This window comes from Leisingera sp. ANG-Vp (assembly GCF_000813725.1).
GTDB lineage: Bacteria > Pseudomonadota > Alphaproteobacteria > Rhodobacterales > Rhodobacteraceae > Leisingera.
Genome location: NZ_JWLD01000033.1, coordinates 1 through 19,926 on the forward strand (window position 1 = coordinate 1; position 19,926 = coordinate 19,926).

General features: G+C 65.6%; 18 protein-coding genes, 1 pseudogene and 1 riboswitch. Of the genes and pseudogenes, 3 read left to right on the forward strand and 16 right to left on the reverse strand.

Features of this window, described 5'->3' with window-relative positions:
• The coding region (locus tag RA20_RS11830; protein ID WP_152618494.1) for a CHAD domain-containing protein at positions 1-1,049 on the reverse strand (1,049 nt) is incomplete at its 3' end.
• 682 nt (positions 1,050-1,731) lie between these two features.
• On the opposite strand from RA20_RS11830, the pseudogene RA20_RS26385 reads away from it, so the two are divergent.
• Positions 1,732-2,198, forward strand: a pseudogene (locus tag RA20_RS26385) (CHAD domain-containing protein); the annotation flags it as partial.
• Positions 2,199-2,207: 9 nt separating this feature from the next.
• Here RA20_RS26385 and cobF read toward each other — a convergent pair.
• The 6 genes from cobF to RA20_RS11870 are packed head-to-tail and all read right to left on the reverse strand — an operon-like array spanning position 2,208 to position 7,400.
• Positions 2,208-2,960 carry a precorrin-6A synthase (deacetylating) gene (cobF, locus tag RA20_RS11845; RefSeq protein ID WP_039128774.1) on the reverse strand — a complete coding sequence of 251 codons (753 nt, stop codon included), beginning with the start codon at positions 2,958-2,960 and terminating at the stop codon, positions 2,208-2,210.
• Positions 2,961-2,986: 26 nt separating this feature from the next.
• A complete protein-coding gene (gene cobA / locus RA20_RS11850) occupies positions 2,987-3,709 on the reverse strand; it encodes a uroporphyrinogen-III C-methyltransferase (protein ID WP_039128694.1) in 723 nt (240 codons plus the stop codon).
• Positions 3,706-5,025, reverse strand: coding sequence for a cobyrinate a,c-diamide synthase (locus RA20_RS11855; RefSeq protein WP_039128696.1), 1,320 nt, complete (start codon positions 5,023-5,025; stop codon positions 3,706-3,708). The genes cobA and RA20_RS11855 overlap by 4 nt, the downstream gene beginning before the upstream one ends.
• A 13-nt stretch (positions 5,026-5,038) precedes the next feature.
• The gene (gene cobM / locus RA20_RS11860; RefSeq protein WP_039128700.1) at positions 5,039-5,833 is read right to left on the reverse strand and encodes a precorrin-4 C(11)-methyltransferase; all 795 of its coding nucleotides are present in this window, start codon (positions 5,831-5,833) and stop codon (positions 5,039-5,041) included.
• The gene (locus RA20_RS11865) at positions 5,830-6,207 is read right to left on the reverse strand and encodes a cobalamin biosynthesis protein (RefSeq protein ID WP_039128703.1); all 378 of its coding nucleotides are present in this window, start codon (positions 6,205-6,207) and stop codon (positions 5,830-5,832) included. The genes cobM and RA20_RS11865 overlap by 4 nt, the downstream gene beginning before the upstream one ends.
• On the reverse strand, positions 6,204-7,400 hold the full coding sequence (locus RA20_RS11870; RefSeq protein WP_039128706.1) for a bifunctional cobalt-precorrin-7 (C(5))-methyltransferase/cobalt-precorrin-6B (C(15))-methyltransferase: 1,197 nt from the start codon (positions 7,398-7,400) through the stop codon (positions 6,204-6,206). The genes RA20_RS11865 and RA20_RS11870 overlap by 4 nt, the downstream gene beginning before the upstream one ends.
• On the opposite strand from RA20_RS11870, the gene RA20_RS11875 reads away from it, so the two are divergent.
• The gene (locus tag RA20_RS11875) at positions 7,399-8,139 is read left to right on the forward strand and encodes a cobalt-precorrin-6A reductase (protein WP_039128709.1); all 741 of its coding nucleotides are present in this window, start codon (positions 7,399-7,401) and stop codon (positions 8,137-8,139) included. The two genes, RA20_RS11870 and RA20_RS11875, sit on opposite strands and share 2 nt — an antisense overlap.
• A gap of 3 nt (positions 8,140-8,142) precedes the next feature.
• Here RA20_RS11875 and cobJ read toward each other — a convergent pair whose 3' ends face one another.
• The 7 genes from cobJ to RA20_RS11910 all read right to left on the reverse strand — a co-directional run bounded on the left by cobJ (position 8,143) and on the right by RA20_RS11910 (position 16,281).
• The gene (gene cobJ, locus RA20_RS11880; RefSeq protein ID WP_039128712.1) at positions 8,143-8,907 is read right to left on the reverse strand and encodes a precorrin-3B C(17)-methyltransferase; all 765 of its coding nucleotides are present in this window, start codon (positions 8,905-8,907) and stop codon (positions 8,143-8,145) included.
• Complete coding sequence (cobI, locus tag RA20_RS11885) at positions 8,904-9,620, reverse strand: precorrin-2 C(20)-methyltransferase (RefSeq protein WP_039128714.1); 717 nt, start codon at positions 9,618-9,620, stop codon at positions 8,904-8,906. Before cobI ends, cobJ begins: the two co-directional genes overlap by 4 nt.
• A 3-nt stretch (positions 9,621-9,623) precedes the next feature.
• Positions 9,624-10,253, reverse strand: a complete 630-nt coding sequence (locus tag RA20_RS11890) for a precorrin-8X methylmutase (protein ID WP_039128716.1) — start codon at positions 10,251-10,253, stop codon at positions 9,624-9,626.
• Position 10,254: 1 nt separating this feature from the next.
• Positions 10,255-11,427, reverse strand: a complete 1,173-nt coding sequence (cobG, locus tag RA20_RS11895) for a precorrin-3B synthase (protein ID WP_039128720.1) — start codon at positions 11,425-11,427, stop codon at positions 10,255-10,257.
• Positions 11,424-14,669, reverse strand: coding sequence for a cobaltochelatase subunit CobN (gene cobN / locus RA20_RS11900; protein ID WP_039128723.1), 3,246 nt, complete (start codon positions 14,667-14,669; stop codon positions 11,424-11,426). The genes cobG and cobN overlap by 4 nt, the downstream gene beginning before the upstream one ends.
• Positions 14,670-14,833: 164 nt before the next feature.
• Positions 14,834-15,868 carry a cobalamin biosynthesis protein CobW gene (gene cobW, locus RA20_RS11905; RefSeq protein WP_039128726.1) on the reverse strand — a complete coding sequence of 345 codons (1,035 nt, stop codon included), beginning with the start codon at positions 15,866-15,868 and terminating at the stop codon, positions 14,834-14,836.
• Positions 15,869-15,870: 2 nt separating this feature from the next.
• Positions 15,871-16,281: a DUF1636 family protein gene (locus tag RA20_RS11910; RefSeq protein WP_039128730.1), complete on the reverse strand. Its 411-nt coding sequence runs from the start codon at positions 16,279-16,281 to the stop codon at positions 15,871-15,873.
• A gap of 98 nt (positions 16,282-16,379) precedes the next feature.
• Positions 16,380-16,586, reverse strand: a riboswitch (cobalamin riboswitch).
• A 50-nt stretch (positions 16,587-16,636) separates the two neighbouring features.
• Between RA20_RS11910 and cobO the strand changes: the two genes are divergently transcribed.
• Complete coding sequence (gene cobO / locus RA20_RS11915) at positions 16,637-17,272, forward strand: cob(I)yrinic acid a,c-diamide adenosyltransferase (protein ID WP_039128733.1); 636 nt, start codon at positions 16,637-16,639, stop codon at positions 17,270-17,272.
• A 189-nt stretch (positions 17,273-17,461) separates the two neighbouring features.
• On the opposite strand, the gene glpD is transcribed toward cobO, so the two are convergent.
• Positions 17,462-19,039: a glycerol-3-phosphate dehydrogenase gene (gene glpD / locus RA20_RS11920; RefSeq protein ID WP_039128735.1), complete on the reverse strand. Its 1,578-nt coding sequence runs from the start codon at positions 19,037-19,039 to the stop codon at positions 17,462-17,464.
• Positions 19,032-19,817, reverse strand: coding sequence for a DeoR/GlpR family DNA-binding transcription regulator (locus RA20_RS11925; protein WP_039128738.1), 786 nt, complete (start codon positions 19,815-19,817; stop codon positions 19,032-19,034). Before RA20_RS11925 ends, glpD begins: the two co-directional genes overlap by 8 nt.
• Positions 19,818-19,926: the final 109 nt, after the last annotated feature.

Below are 19,926 nucleotides of genomic sequence, written 5' to 3' on the forward strand. Positions count from 1 at the left end.
GCCCCCCGGGCCCCCGCCGCTGGAACCGTGCCCTCAGCAAACTCCGCCTGCAACGCCGCGAATTGCCATTTGCGGCGCGCGCCGGCCAGGTGCAGGGCAAGCTGCCGGTGGCAATGCTCCCGTTCCGCCGCAAAGGCGGCAAACATCGAGTCCAGCCCGGAATGCAACGCCTGCGGCACCTGCGCGTAGAACCGGGGACGCTGAAGCAGGCAGACATCCAGGTCGCGCAGCCGGCTGGTAGCGGCCATCAGGTTGGAGAATACCTGTTTCAGCCGCCGGGTTTCTTCTGGTGTGAAGACGCCCTTGAACAGAGTCAGCGCAGAACGGATCCGGCGCAGGGAAATCCGGTAGTCATGCAGGAATTCTGTATCAAGGTCCGAGATGATCCCCGGTTCATTCTGCCGTGCCACGCCGAGGCAGGACCGGATGATCGCAGCCGCGGCCTCCGCCGCCGGCTGCTCCGGTGTCAGCGGCACTGGAGGTTTCAGGGAGTAAGCGGGCCGGTGCGGGGCCAGGCGCGCATAGGCATCCGCAGGGCGGGCAGGCACGGCGCCGTGTCTTGCAAGCTGGTCCGCAATTGCCTGCCCGTCCGGGTTTGCCTCGCATTGCAATCCGACGAGAGCGGCCGGTCCGGCCGGCACGGAGAATGCCCAGCACTCCAGTGTTCCGCAAGCCTTCTGCCGCCAGACAGCCGGGTATCTGGAGCGGATCAGCGCCCCCTCCGCCACAGGAAGCAAGCAGCGGAACGGGAACACACCTGCCAAGGCCGCCTTGACCGGCCCTTCGCGCAGGTCGTCCAGGAAATTGCCGCCGCGTTTGCCGGATTGCTGCAGGATGTGCCCCGGCCCTATTAGAAACAGCTTGCTGCCGCTTTCCAGCAACAGCTGGCCGCTGGCCCGGATCGAGCCGCCGAAGCAATCCCAGGCGGTAAACCGCTTCGGCTTACCGGCCTTTCCTTTGAGCAGACGCAGTTCCCCGTGTTCTCCGGCCAGTGCCAAGCCGCCCCCGGCTTGCGGCGTGACCCAGAAGAACTGTCTGATCTCCGACATATGCACAGGCCCGGTTGATGTTCTCCCAAAAAGATCAGGCGCATCGAATGCGCCCAGGCATCAACCTAGGGCCCAGGCTTGCTAATTCCACGCCTCAGGCTAAGCAGGTTTCCATCTGACCAGACATTTGGATGCTCTGCGTTTCCGCCCCCAACCCCGGCCCAGGCGCAGGCCCGCTCCCCCCGCATGCAGGAAGGAAAACACCACTGAACTTGTCCGTCAGAGTTCAGCCTCTACTTTAATTTGTACCCCCCATTTTTGGCGAACACAGCGATCGGGGGGGCACATGTTCATGCGGCTGTTTACGGTTCTCTCACTAGCTGCCGTGCAAGCGGCAGCCGCACCTTACATTGTCAGCACGGACCGCGGCGGGGATCTGGCTGACCGGCTGAGAGAAATAGAGCACATTCTGGAGGCTGGCCTTTCAGTGCAGATCCGGGGCCGGGTCTGCTATTCCACCTGCACCATGTTCCTGGGCCTTCCCGGCACATGCGTCACGCCAGGCACGGTTTTCGGCTTCCATGGCCCCTCTCGCGGCGGGCATCGTCTGGCTCCGGCGGAATTCGAATATTTCAGCCGGGTGATCGCCAGCTACTATCCCAGGCGGCTGGCGGATTGGTTCATGGCCCGCGGGCGGCATAAAATCCGCGGCGTTTACAAGCTGAGGGGCGCGGATCTAANNGCACGGTTCCAGCGGCGGGGCCCAGGGGACAGCTCCCGGCGCTGGAGTTTGCGCGGAAACTGATTTGGAAACGCTACGGCAAGGTCCGCAGGATTGCCGGCGGCATCACGCCCGCAACACCGGATGACGAGGTTCACAAGCTGCGTGTCTGCTGTAAGAGATTGCGCTATCTGATAGAGCTGTTTGCTCCGTTGTTTCCTGCCCGCGAGTTGAGACCACTGTTGAAGCCCTTGAAGAAACTGCAGAACACTCTGGGAGAATTCAATGATTGCGCGGTTCAGCAGGCGGCGCTGCTGAAGTTCGCAGCCGGCGCCGAAGCCACTCGTGAAAGCGCCCTCAGCGCAGGTGCGCTGATTGCGGTGCTGCACGAGAAACAACTGGCAGCGCGGGTGAAAGCCGAGGCGAGAATTGCTGCGTTCAACAGCCTGGAAACGCATTCCCGTTTCCAGGCGTTGTACCGCGGTTGAGACAGCCGCTCAGCCCCGCCTCAGCAGGTAGATGTCCATGATCCAGCCATGCTCAGCCCGGGCCTGCGCCCGGGTTTCGATGATCCGCTCCGACACCTGATCCAAGGGACCGGCAATGGAGATCTGGTTCTCCATTCCGGCATAGGCGGTCCAGTAGATCTCCACGCCTGCCGGATCAATGGATTGGAAGGAGCATTCGCCGTCCAGCATGATTACCAGCGTGTCCGCGCTGTCCGGCCAGCCGGTTTCGCGCAGCTGGCGGCCCGTGGTGATGGTGAAGGGGGCGCCAATTTCGTTGATCGGGATCGCATGCGCGGCGGTCAGTGCTTGTACCGAAGTGATACCGGGGATCACCGTCAGCCTGATCTCGGCCAGCGCCTTCAGCCGCTCGGCAATCCGCATGGTGCTGTCGTAAAGCGACGGATCGCCCCAAACCAGAAACCCGGCTTTGCCGCCCGCCGGCAGATTGGCAGTGATGTTCTGCCACCAAATTTCTGCAATGGCGTCGTGCCAGTCATCCACCCGCTTGCGGTAGCTCTTGGTTGCTTCGTCGCGTACCGGCAGGGAAAACTCGACGATCTTCGGGCCGCCGCCGCGGATTGCCCGGCTGCAGATCTCGCGCCTGAGCCCGGCCAGGTCGTGCTTGCCGGCCCCCTTGTTGGGGATCAGGATCAGGTCCTGCGCATTCAGCGCCTCAATTGCCTGCAGCGTCAGGTGCTGCGGATTGCCGGTTCCGATACCGATCAGGGAAAGCTCAATCATGGCGGGGTCTTTCTCAGCTTTCAGGCTCATTCCGGCTCTGCCAGCGGGCCATAAAGGATGAGCACCGGAGCGGTGGTCTCCATCTCCCGCAGCAGTGCGGGCAGCTCGCCCACCGTATGGCGGTGCAGCGACTGCTCCGGGGTCGAAACTCCCAGCGCGACCAGTGCAGGCGTGCTTCTCGGCAGCCCGGCTTCCATCAGCTTTTCCGACAGGCCTGCAAAGGTGCGCTTGCCCATATAGACCACGGTCGTGGCCTCCGCATCGGCCAGCGCCGCCATGTTGAGGTTGTCGGGCAGGCCGCCGGTCACGTCATGACCGGTGATATACTGCAGCCGCCGTGCTGTCATACGCCGGGTGAGCGGAATGTTTGCTGCTGCTGCCGCTGCCGAGGCCGCGGTGACACCGGGCACGATCTCGAAACCGATACCTGCTTCGCGCAGCGCGGTGATCTCTTCCTCGAGCCGTCCAAAGACGCCGGAGTCGCCCGATTTCAAGCGCACCACCTTCAGACCCGATGCGGCATAGTCCACCAGCAGCCGGCTCACATGGTCCTGCTTGGGCGAGGGGCGCCCGGCGCGCTTGCCCACGCCCACCAGATCGGCGTCGGCGCGCGCATGGCTCAGGATCGGGCCGGAGGACAGGTCGTCAAACAGCACCGCATCCGCGGCTTCCAGCCGCTTCACCGCCTTGACGGTCAGCAGTTCCGGGTCGCCGGGGCCGGAGGATACAAAGGAGACAAAGCCGCTCATGCGCTTTCTCCGGTGATCAGGTGGAAGAAGGTGCCGGTCACATGGCCCTTGATTGAGCCGGTCTCCGGCACCGGGTTGCCGTCGGCGTCCATGACATTGGCCAAGGGCGCATCGGGTTCTTCCAGAATGGTGGAATAGTGGAACTCATGGCCCCGCAGCGCGGTGCCTGCGCCAAAGCCCGGCATAGCGGCTTCCAGAATGGCACGGCGGTAGCCGAGGTGGAACTTGCGCTTCTCGTAAGAGGTGACAAGACCCAGGAGGCCCAGCATCTGGTGGCGGGTGCCCTGCTTGTCGATGAGAGCTTCGCCGAGGGCCATATAGCCGCCGCATTCGCCGTGCACCGGCTTGGTTTCCGCGTGTTTGCGGAGCCCTGCGCGGAAGGTTTCCGCCGCGGCCAGCGTGCCGCCATGCAGCTCAGGATAGCCGCCGGGCAGCCAGACCAGATCGGCATCCGCTGCAGGCGCCTCATCGGCGAGCGGCGAAAACGGCAGGATTTCGGCACCGGCCGCGCGCCAGCCGGTCAGCAGATGCGGGTAGGTAAAGGAAAATGCGGCGTCGCGCGCCAGCGCAATCCGCTGTGCGGGCGGCGTTGGCAGGCGGGCGGGGGCGGGCGCCTGGCCTGCCATTGCAGCAGCCTTGATCGCGTCCAGATCCACATGCTCGCGCAGGAAGGCGGCATAGCCGGCAATCGCGGCCTCCAGATCGGGGTGCTCCACCGCCTGGATCAGGCCCAGATGCCGTTCCGGCAGGGTCAGGTCGCCGCGGCGGGGCAGGGAGCCCAGCACCTTGATGCCCGCTTTCTCCATGCCCAGGCGCGTCAGCCGCTCATGGCGCGGGCTGGCAACCCGGTTCAGGATCACCCCGGCAAAGGGCAGCTCCGGATCGTAGTTTCTGAACCCCAGTGCGGTGGCCGCAGCAGACTGCGCCTGACCGCCCACATCGACAACCAGCACCACCGGCCAGCCCATGCGCTTGGCGGTTTCGGCGGAGGAGCCAAAGCCCGACTGGCCGCGCGTCGCCACACCGTCATAGAGGCCCATGGAGCCTTCGCCGACGCAGATTTCCGCGCCTGCCGACTGTGCCGTGACTGCATCCAGCAGCCCGCCGTCCATGGCCCAGGTGTCCAGGTTGAAGCTCGGCCGCTTGGCGGCTGCCAGGTGAAAGGCCGGATCAATGTAATCCGGGCCGCTTTTATAGGGTTGAACGGTCAACCCGTCCTCGGCCAGTGCCCGCAGAAGGCCCAGCATCACGGTGGTCTTGCCGGTGCCCGAGGAGGGCGCCGAGATCATCAGCCCGGGAGGGTTCATGTTGGTCATTGTCGTGGTTCCCTCAGTCGTCGCCATGGCTCCAGCTCGACCACGGGCTGTCGGCGGTCTGCGGCCGGTAGCGGCGGTCGTAGTCGGTGGAGTAGAGGCAGCTTTCGTCAAAGCCTTCGCCCTTCAGCACAGGTCCCACCAGAATGAGCGCGGTGCGGGAGATCTTCTCGTCCAGCGTCTCTTTCAGAGTGTCCAGCGTGGCGCGGTGGATCTGCTGATCCGGCCAGCTGGCGCGGTAGACCACCGCCACCGGGCAATCACCGCCGTAATGCGGCGTCAGGCTGTCCACCACATGGTCCAAATTGCCGATCGACAGGTGGATCGCCAGCGTGGTGCCGGTGCGCGCGAAATTCTCCAGCGACTCACCCTCAGGCATCGAGGATGCGCGGCCCGGCGTGCGGGTCAGCACCACCGACTGGCCGAGGCCGGGCAGGGTCAGCTCGGTTCCCAGCGCCGCAGCAGCGGCAGCAAAGGACGGCACGCCGGGGGTAACGCTGACAGGGATGCCCTCAGCCTTCAGGCGGCGCAATTGCTCGCCCATCGCCGACCACACCGACAGGTCGCCCGAATGCAGGCGGGCGACGTCTTGGCCTGCCTCATGGGCTGCTTTGATTTCCGCCACGATGGCATCCAGATCCATCGCCGCAGTGTTCACGATTTTCGCATCTGCCGGGCAATGGCTCAGGATTTCCTCCGGCACCAGCGAGCCCGCATAAAGGCACACCGGGCAGGATGCGATGATGTCGCGCCCGCGCAGAGTCAGAAGGTCGGCAGCGCCCGGTCCGGCGCCAATGAAGTGAACGGTCATGGCTCAAGTCTTTCTGCTATGGCCGCGGTGGCAAGCCCATCCGCGGTGACAACTCTCGGGGCCAGCAGGCGCGATTTCGCACCGGGTACCCCGTGGCGCGCTCCGGCCAGCGCCGCGGCTTCCGCCAGCGAGCCGGTGCCGAACCGCGCCTTGATCCTTGGCGAGCAGGTCAATGTCTGCTCTCCGGCAATATCTTGTTCCTGCAGCGCAATCACCGGCAGCCCTGCGGCCTGGGCAAACGCCTGCATGGCTGGCGCTGCGGCTTTTTCGGCGACAGAGGCCAGCGCATCCACCTGCTCTCCGGTCAGCTCCAAAGCCACCTGCAGATCCGCCGCTGTGGCGGCGCCGCGAAATCCGATGCCTGCCACTTTCATCGCGTGACACTCCATTGGATCACGGGCCGTGCCCGGCGCCAGTCGCGCATCGAGCCCAGCGGCCCGGCTTCGGCAATCTCGGCCTTCAGCAGATGCCCGCCGCGCGCGGCATGGGCCTGCATCAGCAGCGTTTCCGTCTCCAGCGTCACACCATTTGCCACCAGCCGCGTGCCCTCGGGCAGGATCTCCCACAGGTGGTCCAGCAGCGCCTGGGACCCGCCGCCGCCGATAAACACGCAATCGGGCAGGGGATGGCCCTCCAGCACATCCGGCGCCTTGCCGAGCACCGCGGTGATCCGGTGATCCAGCCCGAACGCAGCCGCATTGGCGCGGATGTTTTCCAGCCGGTCTTCGCGTGGCTCGAAGGTGATGGCCCGCGCCCCCCGCGCCGCCAGGCACCACTCCACAGAGACCGAGCCTGAGCCGCCGCCGATATCCCACAGCAGCTCGCCCGCCCGCGGCGCCAACGCTGACAGCGTCAGGGCCCGCACCGGCCGCTTGGTAATCTGCCCGTCGCTGGCGAATTGCGCATCCGCCAGCCCCGAAGCCTGCGGCAGCCCGGGCCGCATGGCCTCGATGGCCATAAGGACCGGAGCCCCCCCTTGCGGCACATCCCAGCCCTCTGCCGTGGTGCGGTGCAGCTGTTCGCGGGGGCCGCCCAGCCGCTCCATCACACAGAGCTTTGCATCCGGCTGGCCGTTCTCAACCAGCCAGGCCGCCAGCTCCGCCGGGGCGCTACCGTCGCGCAGGGTGCAGATCACCCGCACACCGCGGCCCAAGAGCGGCCGCAGCCGAGCATAAGGCGCCGCATGCAGGCCGAGGCACAGCACGTCCTCCAGCTTCCAGCCCAGGCGGTTGGCGGCCAGCGCAAAACACGACGGCACCGGGTACGACACCCATTCCTCCACCGAAAGATCACGCATCAGCGAGCCGCCGGCCCCGTGCCAGAACGGATCGCCCGAGGCCAGAACCACCACGCGCCGCCCGCGCATCGCCAGAACGGGTTCGGTCGAAAACGGCACCGGCCAGGGCTGCCCCTTGGCGCCTGCGCCTGCCAGCTCAAGGTGCCGCGGGCCGCCGAAAACCGCTTCGGCTTCGGCCAGCGCCTTCCGGCTTGCATCACTCAGGCCTTCCAGTCCATTTTCGCCCAGACCAATGATTGTGAGCCAAGGGTTCGAGAGGCCATCAGACATGACACGCATCCTTCTTCTTGGCGGCACCACCGAGGCCTCGGCCTTGGCCAAAACCCTCGCGGAAACCGGCGCGGATGCGGTGTTCTCCTATGCAGGCCGCACTGCCAAGCCGGTCAGCCAGCCGCTGCCCACCCGTGTTGGAGGATTCGGCGGCACCGACGGCCTTGCCGGGTATCTGAAGGCAGAAGGCATCACCCATGTCGTCGATGCGACGCATCCTTTCGCCGAGCAGATGAGCACCAACGCGGTACACGCCTGCAACGCGGCGGGGGTGCCGCTCTGCGCCTTCGAACGCCCGGTTTGGCAGGCCGGGGACGGCGACACTTGGATCCATGCCGGCAGCATCGAAGGCGCCGTGGATGCGCTGCCCGATGCGCCAGCCCGGGTGTTTCTTGCGATAGGCAAGCAGAACCTTAGCCAATTTGCCGCCAAGCCCCAGCATCACTACCTGCTGCGTTTGGTAGACACGCCGGAGGCAGACCTGCCGCTGCCCAGCACCACGGTTGAGATCGCCCGCGGGCCGTTTGACGTTCAGGGCGATACCGCGCTGATGCAGCGCCATGGCATCACCCATGTGGTGGCCAAGAATGCGGGCGGCACCGGTGCCGCGGCCAAGCTTACTGCCGCACGGGACCTTGGATTGCCGGTCATCATGATCGGCAGACCCGAAGTGCCTGAGCGCCCCGTCATGGGCAGCGTGGCAGAAGTTATGGCCTGGCTGGCGCATCCCGCAAATTAACCCTTAGCCCTCAGCCGCATAACGCGGCGTATAGACGTAATGGCCGACCCGGCGGGTATCAGGGTTGCCGACGATAACAACGGTGCGCATGTCGGCCATCTCGGGCGTCGCGTCCTTTAACGGCACGGTCAGCAGCTCCTGGCCCGGCTTGGTCACGTCGCGGGCAAATGTGATCAGCGTTTCCGCGCCGCAGGCCTCGCGCAGGATTTCCAGCGCGCGGGCAAACTGATGCGGCCGCGACTTGGAACGCGGGTTGTAGAACGCCATCGCCAGCCCGGCCTCGCCAACCAGCTGCAGGCGTTTCTCAATCAGGCTCCAGGGCTTCAGATTGTCGCTGAGGTTGATGGCCGCGAAGTCATGTCCCAGCGGCGCGCCGATGGCGGCAGCCGCAGCCAGCATCGCGGTAATGCCTGGCAGCACCTTGATTTCCAAATTCAGCCATTCGGGCTGAGCTTCAGCATTGTTCTCCAGCGCCTCAAACACGGCAGAGGCCATAGCGAACACGCCGGGATCACCGGAGGATACCACCACAACCCGCTTGCCCTCAGCCGCCATTTCCAGCGCATGGGTGGCGCGGTCGACCTCAACGCGGTTGTCGGTGGCATGCAGGGTCAGCCCATCGCGCGGCTCGACGCGCTTGACGTAGGGGATATAGCCAACGATATCAGTGGCTTCGCCGATGGCGTCTCGCACTTCCTGGGTCACCAGCGCCTCGTTGCCCGGGCCCAGGCCCGCAATCACCACCCAGCCTTTGTCACTCATGCTCATGGGCGGCGTCCTTGTCCGTGAACCAATACGATGGAGAAATAAGGCACCTCGCCGGTGATCTCCGAGAGCTTCTGCACGGTCTGCCCGGGCATGGTGCCGCGCTCGACCAGCCAGGCATCATCTGCGCGGCCAGCACGCTCCAGTGCGCGGCGCAGCTTGGGCAGGTTGCGGCCGATTTTCATCACCACCAGGGCGTCCGTCTCAGCAGCGCGCTTGGCCAGCTCATCCTCGCTGAGGGTGGCCATCGCCACGGTCAGCACATCGTCGCCCCAGGTGATCGGCTGGCCGGAGGCGGTCCAGCAGCCGGACATGCCGGTGATTCCAGGCACAATCTCCTGCGCGGCGCGGCCCTGCAGCCGGGTGTAGAGATGCATGTAGGAGCCATAGAGGAACGGGTCGCCCTCGCACAGCACTACCACGTCTTCGGTTTCTGCGATCTCGGCCAGGGTATCAGCCCAGCGGTCGTAGAACTCGCCCAGCACCCGGTTGTACTCGGGGTCGGAGAAATGGATCTCGGTGGTGACCGGGTATTCCATCGCGTGTTCGGTGACGCCGTCCGCCAGCATGCTCTCGACGATGGCGCGGGCCTGGCCCTGGCGGCCCGCCTTGCGGAAGTAAGCGATGTGGCGTGCGCCTGTGATCAGCCGGTGCGAGCGGACGCTCATCAGGTCTGGATCACCAGGGCCAAGCCCTGCGCAAAAGACAGTACCCATGGATTACTCTTTCCAGCTCGCCAGTGCGTTGACGGCAGCGACGGTGATAGCGGAGCCGCCCAGGCGGCCTTTGACGATCATCGAGGGCACCGGCAGGTCTTCCATCAGTGCCTCTTTGGATTCCATTGCGCCGACAAAGCCCACCGGGCAGCCGATGATGGCGGCGGGGCGGGGGCAGGACGGATCCTGAAGCATGTTCAGCAGGTGGAACAGCGCGGTCGGGGCGTTGCCGATGGCAACCACGGCGCCTTCCAGTTTCGGGCGCCACAGCTCCAGCGCGGCAGCGGAACGGGTATTGGACATTTCCTTGGCCAGTTCCGGCACCTTCGGGTCGCGCAGAGTGCAGATCACCTCGTTGTCCGCGGGCAGGCGCGGGCGGGTGATGCCTTCGCTGACCATATAGGCGTCGCACAGGATCGGGGCGCCATTGGCAAGGGCTGCACGAGCGGTTTCAGCCATGCCGTCGGAGAAGCGCACATGCTCCTCCAGCCCCACCATGCCGGCGGCATGGATCATGCGCACGACCACGCTTTCCTCGTCCTTGTTGAAGCGGGCCAAATCGGCTTCGCGGCGGATGGTGGCAAAGCTTTCGGCGTAGATCGCAGCGCCGTTGGTTTCATAGGTGTGGAGCATGTCAGCTGCCCTCTTTCAGAAGTTCGGGAGCGGCGCGCAACGCGTCGGCGCTCAGGCGGGTCTTTAGCGGCTGATCCGCGGCAGTGCCATGGCGGATCAGGGAAAATTCGTTCTGGCCGGTTGCGGTCAGGGTGAGCGGTGCGGGGCCTGGGCAGGCGCAGCCCTTGGCGCAGCCGGAGATATGCAGTTTTGTCCCTGCGGGGACATGCGGCGCCAGGTCCCGTGCCAGATCGCGGGTGGCGGAAAGCGCCTGCAGGCAGCCGGGTGCTCCGGTGCAAGCGACCACTTGCAGGCGCGGATCCGTTGCATCAAGGATCAGGCCGGGCAGGGACGGGAGGCCGGCGGTGCCTTCCACCAGCAGCGCGCGCCAAGGAGTGAGGCGGATTTCACCGTGCTCTGCGAGCTGCGCCAGGGTGGCGGCGGGCATCTGGCCGAATTCCAAAGCAGCAAGTGTCCCCGCGGGTACAGTGCCTGGTTTTGCGGCGAAGCTTGCGTCTATCCGGGGTGCGGCATGCGCCGGCGGCGGCCCGCGGCGCGCGATGAGACGGTGCATCCTGCCACGGCCTTCGGGCGCGCCGCCCTGGTCAAGGAACCAGCGGGCAAGTGCCAGTGCTTCCGGCACAGCGGATTCACGTGTGACGGGCTTGCCGGTGACCGCGCCATCGGCGCGCAGGAGCAGGGCCCCGCCGACGCGTTCGATGCGGATGTCAGCGGCGGTGTCTTGGAGCACCGGCGTCCCGCCGCAGTCGACGGCAAAGCCGAATTTGCCGGGCAGGGCGAGGTCTGCGGCTTCGGTCAGAGCCGCGCTCAATTCCGTGGCGATGGCGTGGGTGTCGTTACCTTCCGTCCAAAAGGGGGCGAGGAGGACGTTGCGGCGGGCTTCGGCCTGGGCATCCGGGTCGATCAAGCCTAGGGTGCGCAGGCTTGCAATCAGTTCCTCATGGGCGTCTTCGCGGATGCCGCGCATTTGCAGGTTGGCGCGGGCGGAGATGTCCAAAAGGCCGTTGCCGAAGTCTTGAGAAAGCCTTGCTACACCGCGCGCTTGATCAACGGTCAATTTACCAAGCGGCGCGCGCACCCGCACTACCAGCCCGTCGCCGGACATCATCGGCCGCAAAGCGCCCGGGCACCAGCCGTAGACTTTCGGCGTCTGGGAGATGGCTCCGCCATTCATGCGGCGCCCTCCAGGTCGGCCATGATCGAGTTGCGCCGGGTGCTCCAGAGGCCTGCGTCGAACAGCGCCCGGAAACGGTCGCGCATGGCTTGCAGGGCCTCGGGGTTTTCGCGTTCCATGAATTCCACCAGGTCATCGCGGCCCAGGGTGGCCTCGAAGTAGAGGTCAAAAAGATGCGGCTGCACTACCTGTGCCAGATGGGCAAAGGCGGCCATGTGGTCCAGCGTGGCGGAGATCTCGGCCGCGCCGCGGAAGCCGTGGTTCATCATCGCAGTGGCCCAGTCCGGATTGGCGGCGCGGGCGCGGGTGACACGGGCGATTTCCTCTCCCAGGGAGCGCGCCTGCGGCTTGTCCGGGCGGGTCGCGTCCATGTGGTAGAGCGCGGGCGTTGCCTGGCCGATGCGGGCCATGGCGGCGGCAAAGCCGGCCTCATGCGCGGCGTAGTCGGAGGCGATCAGCAGGTCGGTTTCCGGCAGATCCTGCAGGTGCACAAAGCTGTCGGCGGTTTGCAGCCGGGTTTCCAGCGCTTCTCGGGCGTCGCTGATGGCGCCTTTGGCGTCGATGGCGTGGGAGGAGGCGTTGAGCCAGGCCTCGCCCGCGGCCTGGCGGGCGGCGTCGGTGTAGTCGTCCAGATGCGGGTTCATCGAGAGGCCGTACTGGCCGGGTTTAGGGCCGAAAACGCGGGGGGTCTCGGTGAGATAGGGGTTGTCGGCCTGGGTTTCCTCGCGCTGGGCCAGCGCGGCGGCGGCACTTTCGAACATCTGGGCAAGGCCCGGGAAGACGTCGCGGAACAGGCCGGAGACGCGCAGCGTCACATCGATGCGCGGGCGGTTCAGCATGGAGAGCGGCAGCACCTCGAAGCCGGAGACGCGCTCGGAGTTCTCGTCCCACTTGGGCGCCAGGCCTGCGAGATGCAGCGCCATGGCAAACTCCTCGCCCGCGGTGCGCATGGTGGCGGAGCCCCAGAGGTCGATCACCAGCCCTTTGGGCCAGTCGCCGTGGTCCTGCAGGTGGCGGCGCAGCAGCTCTTCCGCCAGCTTGACCCCTTGCGCATGCGCCGCCCGCGACGGCACCGCCCGCGGGTCGGTGGTAAAGAGATTGCGCCCGGTGGGGATCACATCAGTGCGGCCACGGAACGGCGAGCCGGAGGGGCCGGGAGTAACGATTTCACCGTTCAGCGCAGCCATCAGGCCTGCTCGCTCCTCGGGCCCGCATTGGCCGGTGCCGAAGATATGCAGGCCTTCGCCGTACTGGCTTTCCTTGATGTCGCAGACAAAGGCGTCGATGCGGGTAATTGCTTCGGCCGGAGAGGTGTCCGGGGTGAGGCCGAGGTCAGCTTCAACGCCTGTGCCCTGCGCTTCGGCGCGGATGTCATCAATCAGCCGGTCGCGGCGGGCCGGGTCGAGGCCGTCGGCCGTGGAATACTCATCCAGCAGGCTTTCGAGGCGCGACATGCCCTCGGGCAGGCTGGTCTGCGCCAGGGGCGGCGGCAGGTGGCCGATGGTGACAGCGCCGATGCGGCGTTTGGCCTGGGCGGCCTCGCCCGGGTCGTTGACGATGAAAGGGTAGGCGACCGGCAACGGCCCGGTCAGAACCTCGGGCCAGCAGGCGCCGGAGAGTGCAACCGCTTTGCCGGGCAGCCATTCCAGCGTGCCGTGGGCGCCGATGTGGACCAGCGCGTCGGTCTGGGTGCGCAGCCACAGGTAAAAGGCCACGTAGGCGTGGCGCGGGGTGCGGTCGAGGTCGTGGTAATCGTCGACGCGGGTTTTCACTTCGCCGCGTTCCGGCTGCAGGGCGATCAGGGCATTGCCTGCACGCAGAGCTTTGAAATGAAAAGCGCCATCGCAGCAGTCAATGTCGCCTTCCGGGTCTCCCCAGGCCTCGGTCAATGTGTCCTGCAGGTCTTGCGGCAGGGTGGCGAGAGCGGATTTGTAATCGGAAAGGGGGACGCTGAGGGTCTCTTCCATCAGCCGCAGACCGGTGTTTTCCTGCGGCTCAACGGTATAGCCCTGGTCCCATAACTCGCGCAGGATTTCATCGCAGGAGGCGAGTGCGTCGAGACCCACCGCATGGGCGAGGTTATGGTCGCGGCCCGGGTAGGTGGAGAGGATCAGGGCGAGGCGTTTGTCCCCATTGGGCAGCTTGGCGAGGCGCAGCCAGCCCTCAACGTGGTCGACGGCGGCTTTGATCCGGTCTATATCGGCGCGGTGGGCAAAGCGGGAATACTGCAGTTCCGGGTCTTTTTTGCCTGGTGACTTGAAACTGACAACGCCGGCAAAGATGCGGCCGTCGACCTCGGGCAGAACCACGTGCATGGCGAGGTCTGCGGGGGAGAGGCCGCGGTCGGCCTCGGCCCAGTCCTTGCGGCGGGCGGTGGAGAGGGCAACCTGGAATACCGGGCAGCCGGTGGTGCTGAGCGGCGAGGCACTGCCGTCGGTGCCCTGGGCCGAGAAGGCGGTGGCGTTGATGATGGCGGCAGGGGCCAGCTCGGGGAGCTTTTCGCGCAGCCAGTCTGCGGCCGCAGGGGCTTTGAGGCTGGCGGCAAAAGCGCCGTAGGCGGCGTAGCCGCGGGCGCGGAGCTCTTCGATCAGCGCGTCAACCGGGGCGGTGTCGGCGGCGGTGAGGTAGGAGCGGTAGAAGCTGACCAGCACCAGCGGTTTGTCCTGCGGTGGCAGGTCCGCCAGCACGCCTTTGACCGGGTCGTAGAAGCCGTGCTGCGGCATAGACTTGAGGCCGAGCACGGGGCCTGCGTAGAGGCCTGCGGCAAGCGACAGCTGGGCCAGGGCGGCCTGGGCGGCAACGGCGCCGCCCGCGTCGCACAGGGATTGCAGGCGGCGCAGGGTTGAAACGGGCAGGGTGGAAAGCTCATCCAGGCGCGCATCTTCGCGGCCGTCGGCGGGCAGGATCGCCAGCGCAATGCCCTTGCGGCGGGCGAGATCCTGCAGAGTAGCGAGACCGTAGGACCAGTAGCTTTCGCCGCCGATGAGACGGACAAGGACGCCCTTGGCGCCCTCAAGTGTCTGTTCCGCGTAGACGTCGACCGAGAGCGGGTGTTTCAGCGCGACGAGATTGGCGACCCTGAGGCTGGGCAGCTTGCCGCCTGCCCGGTGCCAGCCCGCAGCAAAGGCGCCGAGGTCGCTGTCGGAGAAGGACAGCACCACCAGGTCCGCAGGGGTCTGTCCCAGATCCTGCGGGGTGTCGGTCTCGTCAAGGCCGTGGCTTTCGCGGAAGACGACATGCATGGGTCAGGCTCCCTGCCTGGAGGGTCGTTTGGTAGCGGAGAGGGCTGCGCCCGGCCCGGCGGGGCAGGAAGCGAAGCGCCCGCCCCGTGGGGGGCGGGACGGGCGCTGCCCGGCGTGCCGCCGGGCTGGACCGTTCAAACTCTGACGCTTCGTTTTCACTTGCTTCAGGCCCCCAGTTCGGCGCGGATGGCCTGTTCGTCGATGTCGTCATGCTCGGCGATGACCACCAGGGCGGTCTTGCGCGGCTGTGCGCCCCAGGGCTGGTCATACTGGGCACGCAGGCGTTCGCCCACGGCCTGTACAAGCATCCGCATCGGTTTTCCTTCCACCGCGACATAGCCTTTGACGCGCAGGATATTGCGCTCGCGGGCGAGTTTCACGATGGCATTTTGCAGCGCTTCCGGATCGGATACTTCGCCCATTTCGACAACGATGCTTTCAAAATCGTCATGCTCATGGTCGTGGTGGCCGTCGTGGTGGCTGGGGCGGGCATCCAGATCGTCTTCCGCAGCCGCTTCCAGGCCCAGGATGATGCGCGGGTCGATGACGCCTTCGCTCATCGGCAGGATCGGCAGCTTGCGCGGCGCTTCGGCCTCGATCACGGCGCGGGCTTTCTCAACGCCTTCATCGCCGGCCAGGTCGGCCTTGGACAGAAGCACGATGTCGGCGCAGGAGACCTGGTCTTCGAAGACTTCGGAGAGCGGGGTTTCGTGGTCCAGGCTCTCATCGGCTTCGCGCTGGGCAGCAACGGCGTCCAGATCGGGGGCGAACTGGCCTTTGGCGACAGCCTCGGCGTCGGCCAGGGCGATCACCCCGTCGACGGTGATGCGGGAGCGGATCGCGGGCCAGTCGAAGGCCTTCAGAAGCGGCTTTGGCAGGGCCAGGCCGGAGGTTTCGATCACGATGTGATCGGGCTTTTCCGGCAGGTCCATCAGCTGTTCGATGGTCGGGATGAAGTCATCGGCTACGGTGCAGCAGATGCAGCCGTTGGCCAGCTCCATGATGTTTTCCGCCGGGCAGTTTTCATCGGCGCAGGACTTCAGGATGTCGCCGTCGACACCGGCGGTGCCGAACTCGTTCACCACAACCGCCAGGCGCTTGCCCTGCGGGTTTTGCATCAGATGGCGGATCAGCGTGGTTTTGCCCGCACCCAGGAAGCCGGTGATGACGGTGACGGGGATCTTGTTGAGATCGCTCATGTTTACTCCTCGGAAGGGAAAGCGGCCGGCGGGATGCGGGCAACGGATTGTTTGCGGAATGCGGTGGGGCGCTCGCGCCAGGGCACGAGACCGTCGGCGGTGGCGGCATAGGCGGCGGTGCCTGCCAGGATCTCAGGGATGTGCTCCTCGGGGTCCATGTCGCCGTAGACATAGCTCCAGCGTTCCTCGCCGCCGGTCAGCAGCACGGTGCAGCTGCGCGAGCAGGCCGAGAGGCATTTGACACCGCGAAGTGTCACGCCTTCGGGCATGCCGGCCTCTTTCAGGGCATCATGCAGCAGGGTGCCGGGACGGGTCGCCTCGGGGTCGGCGCCTTCGTTGCGGCATGTAAGGCACACGGTCAGCGTGACCGGTCCCGGTTTGCTGGCGGGGCTGCCCGCCTGATCGTCAGCCATCGGCGCGTCTCCTGTCGCGGCAGGGCATGCGGGATGGCCGAAAAGGAGCCGTATCGTGCCAGCTCCTCACCCGGTCGCGGAACACCCCGCCCGCCCGTTGATCTCTCCTCCTGCTGGCAGGTCTCCCGGCTTGCGGATGCCAGGGCGCGGGGCCCTGCCGACCATCCTGCCTTCCCGGGGTTTCACCCAGTGGCATGGCGGCCTCATCCGGTCACGGTCGCGGGGGCGGCTGTGCTTCGGTCTGGACAGACCTTCACATTCCCTCTTCGCCTGTTTTCACAGGAACCAGCGGAACCCCCTTGCGCTATGGCAGGCTTCTTTGTCAAGACATGGGGTCAAACAGCTGGAGCACACCATGAGCGAAAAGTCTGAAACCGTCATTTCAGAGGAAGAAGCCGCCCGCCACGCCTCGAAGATGGCCAAGAAGAAGGCCGCGCGCGACCGGATGATGAAGACGAAGGAGGGCGAGAAGGGCCTGATCATCGTCCATACCGGACCGGGCAAGGGCAAGTCGTCCTCGGGCTTTGGCATGATCATGCGCTGCATCGCCCATGGGATGCCCTCCGCCGTGGTGCAGTTCATCAAGGGCGCCTGGCAGACCGGCGAGCGCACCCTGATCGAGGAAAATTTCAGCGATCTCTGCCAGTTCTATGCCATGGGCGAGGGGTTCACCTGGGAGACCCAGGACAAGGCCCGCGACATCGCCGCCGCGCAGAAAGGGTGGGAGAAGGCCAAGGAGATGATCCTGGACGAGCGCAACACCATGGTTTTGCTCGACGAGATCAACATCGCGCTGCGTTATGAGTACCTGGACCTGGAAGAGGTGCTGGAGTTCCTTGTGGAGAAGAAACCGCCGATGACCCATGTGGTGCTCACAGGGCGCAACGCCAAGGAAGAGCTGATCGAGATCGCCGACCTGGTGACCGAGATGGGCCAGATTAAGCACCCGTTCCGTGCCGGCGTGAAGGCGCAGAAGGGTGTGGAATTCTAATCCCTTTGGGTTGCAGTATTGAGCGGTCTTGAGGTTTTGCGCTTTGCTTCGCAAATCGCCAGGGGGCGGGGGCGCTGCCTTTGGCAGCGCCCCCGCCCGGCCCAACGCTTTTCAGGGAATCTTTGGTTCATTGAAAAGGGGCGGGAGTGCTCCGGCCTTTGATAGCCGTCATGTCATCGCGCATGAGGCTCAAGCTGCCCGCAGGACGGCTTTTTCGCATATGTAGGCATCCACCGCCGCGCGCTGGTCTTCATTCAGCCGCAGCCCCAGCTTGGTGCGGCGCCACAGGTAGTCGTCGCCTGCGCGTACCCATTCACGGGAAATCGCCCAGTCCAGTTCCCGGGCGGTGATGGTGGCACCGAACTCCTGGCCCAGGTCGGCGGCGGATTTGGCATCGCCCAGCACTTCCCAGGCCTCCAGCCCGTAAGCACGGATCAGCCGGGCGGCCCAGTAGGGCGTCAGGAAGGGGTATTCGGCGGCAAGCCGGGTTTTCAGGTTCTCTACCTCTGCAACCTCAAATCCGCCGCCGGGCAGGGCCACGCCTGCAGTCCAGTCAGAGGGCAGTTGCGGGAACGCCGCGCCGATTTTCGCCAGAGCCGCCTCGGCCAGTTTGCGGTAGGTGGTGATCTTGCCGCCGAAGACGTTCAAGAGCGGCGCCTGCGCCTGATCCAGCGTCAGCACATATTCGCGGGTCGCTGCAGTGGCCGAGCTGGCGCCATCGTCATAGAGCGGGCGGACGCCGGAATAGGTCCAGACGATGTCCTCCCGGCTTAGCGGCTGTTTGAAGTATTGCGACGCGAAATCAACCAGGTAGTCCTGTTCGGTTTCGGTGCATTGCGGCGCGGTGCCCGGGTCCGGATGGTCGGCGTCGGTGGTGCCGATCAGGGTGAAATCGCCCTCGTAGGGAATGGCAAAGATGATCCGCCCGTCGGTGCCTTGGAAGAAGTAGCAGCGGCCGTGGTCGAACAGTTTCGGCACCACGATATGGCTGCCGCGGACCAGGCGGACGTTCTCGCGGCTGTTCTGACCCAGCTTCTGGTGCAGCACATCGGCGACCCAAGGCCCGCCGGCATTGACCAGCATCCTGGCGCAGTGCTCCTGCTCTTCGCCAGTGGCATGGTCCCTAGTGCGGATCACCCAGTGATCGGCGTGGCGGTCGGCTGACAGCACTTGGGTCCGGGTCAGAATCTCGGCACCGCGGGCCTGGGCGTCGCGGGCGTTCAGCACCACCAGACGGGCGTCTTCGATCCAGCAGTCGGAGTACTCAAAAGCGGTTTTGAACTTGTCTTTCAGGGGCTTGCCTGCCGGATCGCGGGTGAGGTCCAGCTTGGCCGTGCCCGGCAGGATGCCGCGCTTGCCCAGGCTGTCGTACAGGAACAGCCCCAGGCGGATCAGCCAGGCCGGGCGGCGGCCTTTCATCCAGGGCATGAAGGTGGTGAGCAGTTTCGATGTCGGGGTTTCGCTGTCAAACCGCATGTCCTTGTGGAACGGCAGCACAAAGCGCATCGGCCAGGAGATATGCGGCATCGCCTTCAGCAGCACCTCGCGCTCGATCAGCGCTTCGCGGACCAGGCGGAATTCGAAGTACTCGAGATAGCGCAAGCCGCCATGGAACAGCTTGGTCGAGGCCGAGGAGGTGGCCCAGCCGAGGTCTTTCATTTCCGCCAGCGTCACCGAGAGGCCGCGGCCGGCGGCGTCGCGGGCGATGCCGCAGCCGTTGATGCCGCCGCCGATGATGAAGAGGTCCGTGACAGGTGTGTCAGTCATTTTCGCTGCTTTCGTTTTGTCCTGCGGTGAGGATTCGGGTGCCTGCCGCCTGTGCGGCCTGTGCGAATTCATCCGGCACGGGGCGGTCGGTGATCACCACGTCCAGCTCTGCCACGTCGCAGATCCGCACCGGGGCGGACCGCTCAAATTTGCTGCCGTCGCAGACCAGCACCTTTTGGCGGGCGTTTTTCAGGATGGCGCGGGCGACCGAGACTTCGCGGGCGTCGTGGTCCATCACCGCGCCATCGGCATCCAGCGCCGAAGCGCCGATGATGGCGAAGTCCACTTTGTAGCGGGAGATGAATTCCACTGCGTCCTCGCCGACGATGGCGCCGTCGCTTTGCCGGACCGTGCCGCCTGCCAGGATCAGCTCCTTGGCCTGGCCCCCCATCATCATGTTGATAATGTTGATGTTGTTGGAGATCACTGTGAGGCCGCTATGCGCCGACAGGGCCCGTGCGACCTGTTCCGTCGAGGTGCCGATGTTGAGGGTAAGCGAGCAATTGTCGGGGATCATCTCAGCCGCGAGCGCAGCCATGGCGAGCTTGTTGCCGGCATTGAGCTTGCGGCGGTCCTCATAGCCCTGGCTGGCGGCGGTGCTGACCCGGACGGCGCCGCCATGCACGCGGGACAGGGCGCCGCGCGCCGAGAGGTCGCGCAGGTCGGCGCGCACGGTCTGCAGGGAGACGCCAAAGCGCCGGGACAGATCCTCGACCTCGACCCGGTCCTGCTGGTTCAGCAGCGAGATGATTTCGTTCTGACGGCTGAGAGCATCCATTTGCTTTCCTTTCGCTGCGGTTCTCTAACGTATTGCGCAAGAGGAGTCACCTGTTGTTTTCGTTTTGGCTTCCATTCGGCCGGAAACGAAAAAAAGCGCGCCGGGGGGC

Excerpts from the sequence above, each read along its gene's own strand:
- RA20_RS11865 (WP_039128703.1), bottom strand. The coding sequence starts at position 6,207 with ATGAAAGTGGCAGGCATCGGATTTCGCGGCGCCGCCACAGCGGCGGAT.
- RA20_RS11925 (WP_039128738.1), bottom strand. The coding sequence starts at position 19,817 with ATGGATGCTCTCAGCCGTCAGAACGAAATCATCTCGCTGCTGAACCAG.
- cobG (WP_039128720.1), bottom strand. The coding sequence starts at position 11,427 with ATGAATGGCGGAGCCATCTCCCAGACGCCGAAAGTCTACGGCTGGTGC.
- cobI (WP_039128714.1), bottom strand. The coding sequence starts at position 9,620 with ATGGGTACTGTCTTTTGCGCAGGGCTTGGCCCTGGTGATCCAGACCTG.
- RA20_RS11870 (WP_039128706.1), bottom strand. The coding sequence starts at position 7,400 with ATGTCTGATGGCCTCTCGAACCCTTGGCTCACAATCATTGGTCTGGGC.
- cobM (WP_039128700.1), bottom strand. The coding sequence starts at position 5,833 with ATGACCGTTCACTTCATTGGCGCCGGACCGGGCGCTGCCGACCTTCTG.
- glpD (WP_039128735.1), bottom strand. The coding sequence starts at position 19,039 with ATGACTGACACACCTGTCACGGACCTCTTCATCATCGGCGGCGGCATC.
- RA20_RS11890 (WP_039128716.1), bottom strand. The coding sequence starts at position 10,253 with ATGCTCCACACCTATGAAACCAACGGCGCTGCGATCTACGCCGAAAGC.
- cobF (WP_039128774.1), bottom strand. The coding sequence starts at position 2,960 with ATGATTGAGCTTTCCCTGATCGGTATCGGAACCGGCAATCCGCAGCAC.
- cobN (WP_039128723.1), bottom strand. The coding sequence starts at position 14,669 with ATGCATGTCGTCTTCCGCGAAAGCCACGGCCTTGACGAGACCGACACC.
- RA20_RS11855 (WP_039128696.1), bottom strand. The coding sequence starts at position 5,025 with ATGACCAACATGAACCCTCCCGGGCTGATGATCTCGGCGCCCTCCTCG.
- RA20_RS11875 (WP_039128709.1), top strand. The coding sequence starts at position 7,399 with ATGACACGCATCCTTCTTCTTGGCGGCACCACCGAGGCCTCGGCCTTG.
- cobA (WP_039128694.1), bottom strand. The coding sequence starts at position 3,709 with ATGAGCGGCTTTGTCTCCTTTGTATCCTCCGGCCCCGGCGACCCGGAA.
- cobW (WP_039128726.1), bottom strand. The coding sequence starts at position 15,868 with ATGAGCGATCTCAACAAGATCCCCGTCACCGTCATCACCGGCTTCCTG.
- RA20_RS11910 (WP_039128730.1), bottom strand. The coding sequence starts at position 16,281 with ATGGCTGACGATCAGGCGGGCAGCCCCGCCAGCAAACCGGGACCGGTC.
- cobJ (WP_039128712.1), bottom strand. The coding sequence starts at position 8,907 with ATGAGCATGAGTGACAAAGGCTGGGTGGTGATTGCGGGCCTGGGCCCG.
- cobO (WP_039128733.1), top strand. The coding sequence starts at position 16,637 with ATGAGCGAAAAGTCTGAAACCGTCATTTCAGAGGAAGAAGCCGCCCGC.